Raw genomic sequence first — 12,706 nt, forward strand, 5'->3', positions numbered from 1 at the left:
AGCGGCCGCGCTGAAGGGGAATATCCATGTCACAAACGTTCATCGCCTTGTCGTGCGTGGGCTTTCTGGCGACCGCACCGAATATCGCCGCCGCAGAAGCGGACGGTCGTGCCGATCCGTCGAGCGCCCATGCTTCGGCCGCGCGTGGCCAGGACTCGACCGGCCAGCGCGACATCGTCGTCGTCACCGGCCAGCGCGCTACGGGCGCGGCGACGCTGGAAAGCCCCAAGGCGACCGCGCCGCTGCTCGACACGCCGCAGACCATCACCGTGGTCAGCGAACAGACCATCCGAAAGCAGAATCTCCAGACGCTGCGCGACGTGCTCCAGACGATTCCGGGCATCACCTTCGGCGCAGGCGAAGGCGGCGGCGGTTATGGCGACTCGATCAATCTGCGCGGCTATTCGGCGAACAACGACGTCACGATCGACGGCGTTCGCGACAGTGCCCAATATAGCCGCACCGACCCGTTCAACCTGCAACAGGTCGAGGTCTATAACGGCGCGAACAGCGTCTTCAACGGATCGGGATCGGTCGGCGGCACGATCAACCTCGTCTCCAAGGTGCCGACGCGCGAGACGCTGACCATCATGCAGGGCTCGGTCGGCACCGACAATTATTATCGCGGCGCGATCGACAGCAATGTGCGCGTGTCCGATCTGGTCGCGGTGCGGCTGAACGGGGCCTATCACCATAACGACGTGCCGGGCCGCGATGTCGAGAAGATGGAGCGTTGGGGCATCGCGCCCTCGGTTACGATCGGCATGGATGGCCCGACCAGCCTGACCTTGGCCTATGTCCATCAGGAGGATCGCAACACGCCGGTCTACGGCGTGCCCTATTTCGACAACGGCATGATCGACGGCTTCGTGCCGGGCGCGAGCCGCAGCGCCTATTTCGGGATCGCCAATCTCGACCACCAGGACATCACCGTCGATCGGTTGACCGCGACCTTCCGCCACGCGATCGACGATCACCTGAGCGTGCGCAACCTGACCCGCTGGCAACAGGTGAAGCAGAACAGCGTCACCTCCGCGCCGCAGGGGACGTTCTGTCTGGCCTCGACCGGGCTTCAGCCGGTGACGACGGCGGCAGGAACGACGGTCGGCCAGGCCTGTCCCACCACCGTCCCGGCTGGTTTCTATCTGCCCTCCGGCCCGCGCGGGCTGGTGCGGAACCAGGAAAATCAGATGCTCTACAACCAGACCGATCTTCGGCATGAGGCGGGGGCCAAGGGCGGCCTGCACAATGTCCTGAATGTCGGCCTGTCGGGCATGATCGAGAATTACCGGCTCACCCAGGGGTCGCTGCTGCGCAATGCGAATGGCAGCGCGGTATCACCCTTGCCCCTGATTTCGATCGCCAACCCGAACACCAACTATACCGGGCCGGTCAACTTCACGATCACCGGCCAGTCGCGCAGCGAGACGCGCAACCTGGCCGTCTATGCCTTCGACACGCTGGAGCTGAATCGCTTCTTCGAAGTGAACGGTGGCGTGCGCTGGGAAACGCAGGACGCGAATTTCCGCGCCCTGCCGCTGACCGTCGTGCCGCCGGGCTCGACCCAGTTGACCGCGCTCCAGGCTCGACCCCAGCTGAGCAGCGAACGGCTCTTTTCCTGGCGGGTCGGGGCCGTGTTCCACCCGGTGGAGAATGTCAGCGTCTATGCGGGCTATGGCAATGCCAAGTCGCCCTCGTCCACGACCGTTCGTCTGGGGTGCGGCGTGCCCGCGACCGCGACGGCGGCCGATCCGTGCGCCGTCGCGCCCGAAATCGCCAAGAATTACGAGGCGGGGATCAAGGCCGGGCTGTTCGACCGCCATCTGGAGTTGACCGCCGCCGTCTTCCGCAACGAGCGGACCAATTACCGCGTCCCCTCCAACGATCCCTCGCTGCCCGCCAATCTGCAGGTGCTCGACGGACGCAGCCGGGTGGACGGCATCGCGCTGGGGGCGTCGGGGGCGATCACCCATGCATGGACGATCTTCGCCAACTACACCTATCTCGACGGCAAGGTGCTTCAAAGCATTTCCAACCGCGACAAGGCGGCGGGCGTGGTCGATCCTCAGGCGGGCACCCAGCTCTTCCAGACGCCCAAGCATTCGGGCAGCCTGTTCACCACTTACAAGCTGCCCTTCGGTCTGGAGCTGGGCTATGGCCTGACCTATCAGGGATCGTTCGCGACCAATGCGCCGGTCGCGGCCAATCCGGTCCAGTTCCATGTGGACGATTATCTGATCCACCGCGCCTTCCTGGCTTATACCCTCGCGCAGCGCTGGACCTTGCAGCTCAACGTCCAGAACTTCACCGACGAGAAATATGTGACGGGCGTGCGCAACAATGTGAACGCGACGACCGGCATCGTCACCGGCGGCTGGGCGGTGCCCGGCGACCGGCGGCAGGCAACGCTGAGCCTGTTCTACAATTTCTGAGCAGGCTAGGCTGACCCCATGCTGATCGTCCTTCCCGACATTCTCGATCCGGCGGGAGTCGCCGGGCTCCGCGCCGTCATCGACGCGGGCCCCTGGGCGGACGGCAATGCGACCTCCGGCCCGCAGGCGGCGCTGGCCAAGCGCAACGACCAGTTGCCGGAGGATTCGGGGGCCGCGATCGAGGCGGGACGGATAGTCCTGGACGCGCTGGGGCGTTCGCCGCTGTTCGTGGCGGCCGCCTTGCCGCTCAAGGTCTATCCGCCGCTGTTCAACCGCTATGCCGGGGGGCAGGCCTTCGACACCCATGTCGACAATGCCGTCCGGCTGAAGCGGGGTAGCGACTTTCGGATGCGTTCGGACCTGTCGCTGACCCTCTTCCTGGAAGATCCCGACGCCTATGATGGCGGCGAGCTGGTGGTCGAGGATCTGTATGGCGAGCAGCGGGTCAAGCTGTCGGCGGGCAGCGCGGTGCTCTACCCGGCCTCCAGCCTCCACCGGGTCGAGCCGGTGACGCGCGGCACGCGGGTGGCATCCTTCCTATGGATCCAGTCGATGGTCCGCGACGATGGCGAGCGGCGCATCCTGTTCGACCTCGACCGCGCAATCCAGCGGGTCGGGGTCGAGAAGGGGCAGGGCGATCGTTCGGTGGTCGAATTGACCGGCGTCTATCACAATCTGCTACGCCGCTGGGCCGACGCCTGACGGCCCGACGGCGTCAGAACCGCCCGCGCAGCGTCACCCGGACATTGCGGGGCGCACCCGGCATCGTCCACACATCGGCATAGCTGCTGCTGATGTAATAGGTGTCGAACAGATTCTCGAGGTCGAGCCGCACGTCGAAGCGCGGGTTGACCGCCCAGGTCGCATCGGCCCGCACGATCGTATAGCCGGGCAGGCGATAACCGCTGGCAAAGGGATCGCCGTTGCGCGCGCCGACATGGGTGACGCCGCCGCCGACCGTCACCACACCCACCCGCTGATGCAAGTCGAGTGCGGCGAGATGCTTCGGGACATTGGACAGCGTCGTGCCGATCAGCGCGGCGTTCTTGTCGTTGCGCACCGTGGCATCGGTGTAGGTATAGGTCGCCGTGCCGGTCAGCCCGCCGGCCAGCCGCAGATCGGCCACCGTCTCGACCCCGCGCGACCGCTGGCGGCCGATCTGGGTCTTGGTGAAGACGTCGGTGGCATTGGGGTTCAGCACGTTGCGCTTGGTCATGGTGAACAGCGCGGTCTGGCCGGTCAGCGCGCCGCCGAACAGGGCATATTTCGCGCCGACCTCGGTCGAATTGCTGCGCTCGGCGTCGAAGCTGCTGATCCCGTCCGAAGGGTTGAGGCGCAGCGACTGGCCCCAGCTGGTGAACAGTGAGAATTGCGGGCTGGCCGCCCAGGTCAGCGCGGCGCGCGGAGTGATGCCGCGATCGACCGTGTCGAGTCGCAAATCGCCGCGCAGATAGTTGGTCATCGTCTCGCGAAAGCTGTTCCACCGCGCGCCGACCAACGCGGTGAACGCGCCGAAGCGGATCAGGTCCTGCGCATAGACGCTCTCGCTGCGAAACGAGGAGTAGCGGTGCGCGAAGGGGGCGGGCACGGGCAGCGGCTGGCCATAGACGGGATCGAAGGCGTCGATGGTCAGGATCGGCGCGCCAGGGCGTCCGCGAGCCTGGTCCATGCGGAAGTCCATGCCGTGCCGCACCCGGTCCACGCCGAAGCGCAGATCGTGCGACATGCCCAGCCAGTCGAGCTTGGCGGTCAGCTCGGCGCGCGCGGTCAGGTCTTGCCAGCGGAAGTCATGGAACCGGCGCGAACGACCGATGGTCCGCCCATTCGCCTGAACCCCGCGCCCGCCGAAGTCCGGCTGGGTTGCGAAACCGCTCAGGAAACCGTCACGGCTGGACAGTCCGGCCTCCAGCGAGACCCGGTCGGACAGTGCGGCGAAGACGCTGCCCTGCTGCCACAACATGCGCTGCGTCATCCGGCCATCGGCGGGCTCGCCCAGGAAGGTGTCGCGGTCCATCGCCCGCGCATCGCCCTTGATCGCCGCCACGCCGCGGTCGACCGGTGCGCGGTTGCGCATGAATTCGGCCTGATAGAGAAAGCGCAGGCTCTCGATCGGCGTGAACGACAGCGACGGCGCGAGCAGCAGCCGGTCGGTATGGACATAGTTGCGGAAGCTGTCGCCTTCCTCCGATACGCCGATCAGCCGGGCGGACAGGGTGTCGGTGATGGGCCCGCTGATGTCGCCGGTCGCGCGCACCCGGTTCCAGCTGCCATAGCTGAGCGAGGTTTCGCCTTGGAAAGTGGTGGTCGGGGTCTTGGTGACGATGTTGAGCGATCCGCCCGGTTCCCCCAAACCCGACAGCGCGGCGGCGGCGCCTTTCAAAAACTCGAACCGCTCGACCGTGGCGACATCCACCGGCGCGTTGAAGCCGAGATTGCTGTTGAAGCGATTGATGAGGATGTCGGGGCCGCTATTCTCGTTCCCGGCAAAGCCGCGGATCGAATATTTGTCCCACAGTCCGCCAAAGTCGTTCTGCCGCGCGACCCCGCCCGCCAGATCGATCGTGTCGTCCAGTCGGGTCGCCCCCACCCGATCGATCAGCGACCGGTCGATGACGCGCAGCGATTGCGGATAGCGTGTCGGCGGCGTGTCGGTGCCCGTGATGCTGGCATTGGCGTCGCGCAGGCCGATGACGACCACGTCGCCCCGATCCTCGACCCGCTCATCCCTATCGGGCTGGCCGATACCATTTACGGCTTGCGCATGCGCCGCTTGTGCAAGCGTCGCCCCGGCCAGCAGCATGGCGCGCCAAATCGCCTTCGACATGTTCAACAACCCCCGAATCAATCGATTTCGGCGGCGCAGTATCGATAGTGATAATAACTCGCAATCTTAAAATAGGCCGATTGGAATTGCCTGTCATGTCATGCCTCTGCCATGTGAGGCTGCCAGGGGCGGCCATGGCCATTTCCGATGCGGGCGGCCCCATTTGCGTAAGGATGGCGATCATGAAGGCGTGGCGGTGTGTACGAAATGGCATGGCGCTGGTGGCGGCGCTGCTCGCCCCGGTGGCGGCCGGAGCCCAATCGCTCAAGGTCATGACGTTCAACGTCCGCTATGCCTCGGACGAAGGGGAGCAGCGTTGGGCGGTACGGCGGCCTGTCATGGTCGAACTGCTCCGTCGCGCCGCGCCCGACGTGATCGGGACGCAGGAACTGCTTCAGCGGCAGGGCGACGACATCGTGCGGGCGCTTCCCGGCTATCGCTGGTTCGGGCGCGACCGGCGCGGGGGGCATGATAATGAGCATATGGGGATCCTCTATCGGGCCGACCGTCTGACCCTGATCCGGCATGGCGATTTCTGGCTGTCCGACACGCCAGACAGAGTGGGCAGTCAGAGCTGGGGCACCGACCTGCCACGCATGGCGAATTGGGCGGTGTTCGAGACCAAGGGCGCGGAGCGACGCCAGTTCCTGTTCCTCGACACCCATTTGCCGCATCGCGACGAGGATGCGGAGGCGCGCGACCGCGCCGCCAGGCTGATCCTGTCGCGTCTGCCCGCGCTGGCACGGGATATGCCGATCATCGTGGCGGGCGACATGAATGCGCGTCCCGAAAGCGCGGCCTATCGGACGCTGGCCGCCGCCCTGACCGATGCCTGGACCAGCGCGGCCAAGCGGGAAGGGCCGGACAAGACCTTCCACGACTTTACCGGCACGGCGGACCGGCGGATCGATTATCTCTTCGTGCGCGGCTTCCGGGCGGAGGCGATCGCCGTCGATCGCTGGCATCGCGGCACGACCTATCCCTCTGACCATTTCCCCGTCCGCGCGACCCTGTCCTTCGCGGATCCCGGCGGCCGGTAACGTCTTTGCGATAGCGTTATCATTTCCGCGATCCTATGATCGGCGAAACAGCCGATGGCCGCGAACGGGTGGCCTGACGGACATAGGAGAGGGATGAGGATGCGAAAGGGGCAATGGCGTTCGGGCTCGGGGCGTTACGCGATTCTGACGCTGGCATGGGGCGCGGCGGCGGCATGGCCCGTCATGGCCGAGGCCCGGCCCCGCATCCTGACCCCGATGAGCGCGCACGCCGTCCTGCAACGCGGGGCTCCGATCACCGTCGAGGGCATGGGCGATGCGGGCGAACGGGTGACGGTGACACTGGGCGACCAGAGCGCCGATGCCACCGCCGACCGTCAGGGCCGTTGGCGCGCGACCCTGCCCGCCATGGCGGCAATGGCCACCCCGCTGACCCTGACCGCGACCGGCAAGGACGGTGCCGTCGACACGATGGACGATCTGCTGATCGGCGATGTCTGGCTGTGTTCGGGCCAGTCCAACATGGAATATCCCACCAAGCAGGCGCTGAATGGTGAGGGGCTGGTCGCCATGTCGGCCAATGATCGCATCCGCCTGCTCGATATAGCGCATCATGTCGGATTGTCCGCCGACGAGATGTTGGAGAAACGCCCCGTCTGGGCGGCGGCGGGCCCGACCAGCGTCGCCAATTTTTCGGCCGCCTGCTATCTGATGGTCAAGGACATGGCCGCCAAGTCCAACGTGCCGATGGGCGCGATCGATTCGAGTTGGGGCGGCACCAAGATTCTTCCCTGGGTCGCGGGCAGCGATGCGCGCAAGCTGCCGGGCCTTGCCGCCGATGCCGATCTGCTGGCGCTCTATGCCCGCGATCATGCGGCGGGGCTGCGCAGCTTCGGGGATCGCTGGGGCGAATGGTGGCGCAAGGCGAGCGGGACCAGGCGCGGACAGGAGCCGTGGAACGCACCCGATCGCCTGACCTGGGCTCCCGTTCCCAAGTTCAGCCCCTGGGAGGAATGGGGCGTGCCCGCGCTCGCCGATTATAACGGGCTGGTCTGGTTCCGGCAGGGCTTCGAGCTTCCCACCGCTCCGAGCGGCGACGGGGTGATCGAGCTGGCGGGGATCGACGAACTCGACACGGTATGGGTCAACGGCGTGGTGGTCGGCGCGACCTTCGGCTGGGGCGACTGGCGGCGCTACACCGTGCCGCGCGCGGCGTTGAAGAAGGGGCATAACGAAATCGTCGTCGGACTGGGTGACACCTATGGTCCGGGCGGTATGTTCGGCCCGGGCGACAAAATCCAATTCACTCCCGCCGGGGGGCAGCCCATCCCGCTCGGGTCGGGATGGCGCTATTCCATCTATAAGGCGAACGACCAGAGCTATCCGCGCAGCCCTTGGGAAAGCCATGCGGGGCTGGGGACGCTGTACAACGGCATGATCGCGCCGCTGGGGCCGATCGGGTTGAAGGGCGTCGCCTGGTATCAGGGAGAATCGGATGTCGGTCTCGCCAGCTATGGCGACCGGCTGGCCGCGCTGATGACCGGATGGCGGCGGCAGTTCGGCAATCCCAACCTGCCCTTCCTCATCGTCCAGCTCGCCAATTTCGGCGCGCCGCCGATCAGGATCGAGGATAGCAGCTGGGCGGCGTTGCGCGAGGCGCAGCGGCTGGCGGTGCTGCGCGATCCCCAGGCGGCGCTCGCCACGACGGTGGACATCGGCGTGCGGAACGACATCCACCCGGCTGACAAGAACGAACTGGCCAAGCGGTTGGTCTTTGCGCAAGCGCATCTGGAGGCGGGCGACCGTGCCAATGCGTCCGGCCCGATGATCGCCTCGGCGACGCGAGGCCAAGGCGAGGTGGTGCTGCGCTTCACCGGGGTTCAGGGGGCGCTTCATGCCTGGAGTGCGGCGGCGCCGATCGGGTTCGAGCTGTGCGACGCCACCGCCTGCCGCTACGCCAATGCCCTGGTGAACGGAGCCGAGGTGCGGCTGGCCGATGCCAAGCCGGGCGATGTGCGGGTGCGCTATGCCTGGGCCGATGCGCCGGTGGTCAATCTTTATGACGAAGCACCGCATCCGGTGGTTCCGTTCGAGGCGGCGATCGCGGGGAACTGACCTGCTCTTCCTCTCCTTCCAAGGGAGGACGCGAAGAAAACGCCATCACTCGACGCGATCCATCGGACGAAGCGCACCAAAAGGCGCTTGAAATAAAATTCCATCGGGTTGAAAGATAGCAACGACCCGGTGGAATCGGGCGAAGCGTTGAGGAGAGAGCATGGCCGTGCCGCCGGAAGCCATTTCGCGCGCCAATCTGGCCCCGTTGCAACTGCATGTGCCCGAGCCGAAATTCCGGCCGGGTGATGCCGTCGACTTCGCCGGTGTCGAGGTTCCCCCCGCCGGAGCGCAACGCCGCCCGGACACCGCCGCGCCTGCCGACAGCTTCCACGAACTGGCCTACACGCTGGTCCGCGTGCTAGATGACGAGGACCGCGCAGTCGGCCCCTGGGACCCCAAACTCTCGCCAGAGCGCCTTCGCCGGATGCTGCGTCACATGGTGTTGCTCCGCGCGTTCGACGAGCGCATGTTCCGCGCGCAGCGCCAGGGCAAGACCAGCTTCTACATGAAGGCGCTGGGCGAGGAAGCGGTCGCCGTCGCCGCCGCCCATGCGCTCGACTATGAGGATATGTGCTTCCCCTCCTATCGCCAGCAGGGGCTGTTGATCGCGCGCGACTGGCCGCTGGTCGACATGATGAACCAGATCTACTCCAACAGCGCGGACCGGCTGGGCGGCAAGCAGCTGCCCATCATGTATTCGGCGAAAGAGGCCGGGTTCTTCTCGATCTCGGGCAACCTCACCACCCAATATCCGCAGGCCGTGGGCTGGGCGATGGCCTCGGCCGCCAAGGGCGATACCCGCATTGCCGCCGTGTGGTGCGGCGAGGGCTCGACGGCGGAGGGCGACTTCCACTCGGCCTGCACCTTCGCCGCCGTCTATCGCGCGCCGGTCGTGATGAACGTCGTCAACAACCAATGGGCGATTTCCAGCTTCTCCGGTTTCGCGGGCGCGGAGGCGACGACCTTTGCGGCGCGCGCGATCGGCTATGGCATTGCGGGCCTCAGGGTCGACGGCAATGACGCGCTGGCGGTCTATGCCGCCACCCAATGGGCCGCCGAGCGTGCGCGGACCAATCAGGGCGCGACGCTGATCGAGCATTTCACCTATCGCACCGAGGGCCATTCGACCTCGGACGATCCCACGCAATATCGCTCGGCGGGCGAGCCGACCGCCTGGCCGCTGGGCGATCCGATCCGGCGGCTGAAGGACCATCTGATCGCGCTGTGCGAGTGGGACGAGGAACGCCACGCGACCCAGGACCGCGAAGTCGCCGAGGAAGTGCGCGCCGCGCAAAAGGCGGCCGAGGCGAACGGGATTCTCGGCCACGGCCTGCACCAGCCGCTCGACAGCCTGTTCGACGGCGTGTTTGAGGAGATGCCCTGGCATTTGCGCGAGCAGCGCCAGCAGATGCTCGACGAGGAACAGGCAAGCGGGCGGCCATGGGCGCGCAAGTGACCCCCTTGCGGCACCACCCCGGCGAAGGCCGGGGTACAGACGCCACGTCCCCGCGACCGCAGGGCATCGCGCGCCTCCACTCGTCTTGTAACTGGATCCCGGCCTTCGCCGGGGTGGAAGATAATCGATGAGCGATCTTATCACCGAAACTGCCCCCGAAGCGGGCGAAACCACCCGCATGAACATGATCCAGGCGATCAACTCCGCCATGGACGTGGTCATGGCGCGCGATCCGGATGTGGTCGTGATGGGCGAGGACGTCGGCTATTTCGGCGGCGTCTTCCGCGCGACGGCGGGCCTTCAGAAGAAATATGGCAAGACCCGCGTGTTCGACACGCCGATCACCGAATGCGGCATCATCGGTGTCGCGGTCGGCATGGGTGCCTATGGCCTGCGTCCGGTGCCGGAGATTCAGTTCGCCGATTACATCTACCCCGCGCTCGACCAGCTGGTCAGCGAGGCGGCGCGGCTGCGCTATCGCTCGGCGGGCGAGTTCACCGCGCCGATCACGGTGCGCTCGCCGTTCGGCGGTGGCATTTTCGGCGGCCAGACGCACAGCCAGTCGCCCGAGGGCATCTTCACCCATGTCTCGGGCATCAAGACGGTGATCCCGGCGACGCCGTACGATGCCAAGGGCCTGCTGATCGCCGCGATCGAGGACAATGACCCCGTCCTCTTCTTCGAGCCCAAGCGCATCTATAACGGCCCGTTCAACGGCCATTGGGATCGCCCGGCCGAGAACTGGTCCAAGCATCCCGGAGGCGAAGTCCCGACCGGCTATTACCGCATCCCGCTGGGCAAGGCGGCGACGGTGCGCGCGGGCGAGGCGGTGACGATCCTCTGCTATGGCACGATGGTCCATGTTTGCGCCGCCGTGGTCGCGGAGATGGGCGTCGATGCCGAGATCCTCGACCTGCGCACGCTGATCCCGCTCGACATCGCGGCGATCGAGGAGTCGGTGAAGAAGACCGGCCGCTGCATGATCGTGCATGAGGCGACGCGGACGGCGGGCTTCGGCGCGGAATTGTCGGCGCTGGTGCAGGAACGCTGCTTCTACCACCTCGAAGCGCCGATCGCGCGCGTGACCGGCTTCGACACGCCTTATCCCCACAGCCTGGAATGGGCCTATTTCCCCGGCCCGGTCCGTATCGGCCAGGCGCTCAAGACCCTGTTGAAGGACGCCTGACATGGCTCGTTTCACCTTCCGTCTGCCCGATATCGGCGAAGGCATCTCCGAGGCCGAGATCGTCGCCTGGCACGTCAAGCTCGGTGATCGGGTGGAGGAGGATCAGTCGGTCGCCGACATGATGACCGACAAGGCGACGGTCGAGATGGAATCGCCGGTGTCCGGCACGGTGGTCGAGCTGGCGGGTGAGGTCGGCGACCAAGTGCCGATCGGATCGGCGCTGATGGTGATCGAGACCGATGCGGTCGAGGAGGCTGCCTCGCCCGCGACGGAAGAGGCGGTGCTCGAAGCCGAGAACCCCGGCGTCGAAGAAGCGCAATCTCTTTCTCCCCTCCGGGGAGAGGGTCGGGGTGAGGGGATGCCGCAAGCTGAAACCTCCGACGAATCGCCTGCCGTTGCCCCTCACCCCGGCCCTCTCCCCGGAGGGGAGAGGGAGCAGGAGAAGAAGGTGCTGGCCTCGCCCGCCGTCCGCGCGCGGGCGCAGGATTTGGGGGTGGACCTGTCGAGCGTGAAACCCGCCGAGGGCGACCGCGTCCGCCATTCGGACCTCGACGCCTTCCTGCGCTACGGTTCGGGGCAGGGCTATACCCCCGCCCGCCCGCCCCGCGCCGACGAGCAGGTCCGCGTCATCGGCATGCGCCGCCGCATCGCAGAGAACATGGCCGCCTCCAAGCGGGCCATCCCGCACTTCACCTATGTCGAGGAAATCGACGTCACCGCACTGGAGGACACGCGCGCGCAGTTGAACGCAGGCCGGGGCAATCGGCCCAAGCTGACGCTGCTTCCCCTGTTGATCGTCGCGATCTGCAAGACGCTGCCCGACTTCCCGATGCTCAACGCGCGCTATGATGACGAGGCGGGCGTGGTGAACCGCTCGGGCGCGGTGCATATGGGCATGGCGACCCAGACCCCTGCCGGGCTGATGGTCCCCGTCATCCGCAATGCCGAGAACCGCAATGTCTGGCAGCTCGCGACCGAGATCGGCCGTCTGGCCGACGCCGCCCGCGCGGGCAGCATTGCCAGCACCGACATGGGCGGCGGCACCATCACGCTGACCTCGCTCGGGCCGCTCGGCGGGATCGCGACGACGCCGGTCATCAACCGGCCCGAGGTGGCGATCATTGGCCCCAACCGGATCGTCGAGCGGCCGGTCTTCCGCTCCGACGGACGCGGGGGCGAAACGATCGCACGGGCCAAGCTGATGAACCTGTCGATCAGTTGCGACCACCGGGTGGTCGATGGCTATGACGCGGCGAGCTATGTCCAGGCGTTGAAGCAGTTGCTGGAAACGCCGGTGATGCTGTTCGCGGATTGAGGACGTTTCCCTTGGCCTTCGGCTATGCCCAGGCTGAACGGGGTGGGGGGTCACCATTCCGTTTGCGCTGAGCGAAGTCGAAGCGCACGCGTGAACCTATCCGCCGAGAGCGCGTCTTTCCCCAGAGCAGGAGGATGCCATGCGCGGAATGACGGCGGGATCGCTGGAAATGACGTCGGACGCTACGGTACGTGGAATGGTCGGCGGGGATGTCGTCGTCGCGCCGGGCGTCCATGCCACGATCAAAGGCATGGTCGCGGGCGACGTCATCGTCGAGCGCGGCGCATCGGTGCGGATCACAGGCATGGTGTCGGGCCGGGTCGTCAATCGGGGCGGTGCGGTCGAGGTGAGGGGCATGGTCGCCGGGTAACGCCCCGGCT

At 66.5% G+C, this 12,706-nt stretch carries 9 protein-coding genes; 8 read left to right on the forward strand and 1 reads right to left on the reverse strand.

Going from position 1 to position 12,706, the window contains the following annotated elements; translation table 11 throughout:
- Positions 1–26: 26 nt before the first annotated feature.
- Positions 27–2,432, forward strand: a complete 2,406-nt coding sequence (locus NZL82_RS17395; protein ID WP_261271011.1) for a TonB-dependent siderophore receptor — start codon at positions 27–29, stop codon at positions 2,430–2,432.
- A gap of 18 nt (positions 2,433–2,450) precedes the next feature.
- Positions 2,451–3,134 (forward strand): Fe2+-dependent dioxygenase, encoded by a 684-nt coding sequence (locus NZL82_RS17400; RefSeq protein ID WP_261271012.1) that lies wholly within the window; start codon positions 2,451–2,453, stop codon positions 3,132–3,134.
- A gap of 13 nt (positions 3,135–3,147) precedes the next feature.
- On the opposite strand, the gene NZL82_RS17405 is transcribed toward NZL82_RS17400, so the two are convergent.
- A complete protein-coding gene (locus NZL82_RS17405) occupies positions 3,148–5,256 on the reverse strand; it encodes a TonB-dependent siderophore receptor (RefSeq protein WP_261271013.1) in 2,109 nt (702 codons plus the stop codon).
- A 182-nt stretch (positions 5,257–5,438) separates the two neighbouring features.
- Between NZL82_RS17405 and NZL82_RS17410 the strand changes: the two genes are divergently transcribed.
- From NZL82_RS17410 to NZL82_RS17435, 6 genes are all read left to right on the forward strand, one after another.
- Positions 5,439–6,296: an endonuclease/exonuclease/phosphatase family protein gene (locus tag NZL82_RS17410; protein ID WP_261271014.1), complete on the forward strand. Its 858-nt coding sequence runs from the start codon at positions 5,439–5,441 to the stop codon at positions 6,294–6,296.
- A gap of 93 nt (positions 6,297–6,389) precedes the next feature.
- On the forward strand, positions 6,390–8,369 hold the full coding sequence (locus NZL82_RS17415) for a sialate O-acetylesterase (RefSeq protein ID WP_261271015.1): 1,980 nt from the start codon (positions 6,390–6,392) through the stop codon (positions 8,367–8,369).
- Positions 8,370–8,529: 160 nt separating this feature from the next.
- Positions 8,530–9,825, forward strand: coding sequence for a 3-methyl-2-oxobutanoate dehydrogenase (2-methylpropanoyl-transferring) subunit alpha (locus NZL82_RS17420; protein ID WP_261271016.1), 1,296 nt, complete (start codon positions 8,530–8,532; stop codon positions 9,823–9,825).
- A 178-nt stretch (positions 9,826–10,003) separates the two neighbouring features.
- A complete protein-coding gene (locus NZL82_RS17425) occupies positions 10,004–11,011 on the forward strand; it encodes an alpha-ketoacid dehydrogenase subunit beta (RefSeq protein ID WP_261271050.1) in 1,008 nt (335 codons plus the stop codon).
- Between the two features lies 1 nt (position 11,012).
- Positions 11,013–12,326, forward strand: a complete 1,314-nt coding sequence (locus tag NZL82_RS17430) for a dihydrolipoamide acetyltransferase family protein (protein WP_261271017.1) — start codon at positions 11,013–11,015, stop codon at positions 12,324–12,326.
- 139 nt (positions 12,327–12,465) lie between these two features.
- Positions 12,466–12,696 (forward strand): hypothetical protein, encoded by a 231-nt coding sequence (locus tag NZL82_RS17435; protein WP_261271018.1) that lies wholly within the window; start codon positions 12,466–12,468, stop codon positions 12,694–12,696.
- The last annotated feature ends 10 nt before the right edge of the window (positions 12,697–12,706 follow it).

The organism is Sphingomonas sp. LC-1 (assembly GCF_025371035.1).
In the GTDB taxonomy this organism is placed as follows: Bacteria; Pseudomonadota; Alphaproteobacteria; order Sphingomonadales; family Sphingomonadaceae; genus Sphingomonas; species Sphingomonas sanguinis_E.

Coding starts and splice junctions, on each gene's coding strand:
- NZL82_RS17410 (WP_261271014.1), top strand. CDS start 5,439: ATGAAGGCGTGGCGGTGTGTACGAAATGGCATGGCGCTGGTGGCGGCG.
- NZL82_RS17395 (WP_261271011.1), top strand. CDS start 27: ATGTCACAAACGTTCATCGCCTTGTCGTGCGTGGGCTTTCTGGCGACC.
- NZL82_RS17425 (WP_261271050.1), top strand. CDS start 10,004: ATGAACATGATCCAGGCGATCAACTCCGCCATGGACGTGGTCATGGCG.
- NZL82_RS17430 (WP_261271017.1), top strand. CDS start 11,013: ATGGCTCGTTTCACCTTCCGTCTGCCCGATATCGGCGAAGGCATCTCC.
- NZL82_RS17420 (WP_261271016.1), top strand. CDS start 8,530: ATGGCCGTGCCGCCGGAAGCCATTTCGCGCGCCAATCTGGCCCCGTTG.
- NZL82_RS17415 (WP_261271015.1), top strand. CDS start 6,390: ATGAGGATGCGAAAGGGGCAATGGCGTTCGGGCTCGGGGCGTTACGCG.
- NZL82_RS17400 (WP_261271012.1), top strand. CDS start 2,451: ATGCTGATCGTCCTTCCCGACATTCTCGATCCGGCGGGAGTCGCCGGG.
- NZL82_RS17405 (WP_261271013.1), bottom strand. CDS start 5,256: ATGTCGAAGGCGATTTGGCGCGCCATGCTGCTGGCCGGGGCGACGCTT.
- NZL82_RS17435 (WP_261271018.1), top strand. CDS start 12,466: ATGCGCGGAATGACGGCGGGATCGCTGGAAATGACGTCGGACGCTACG.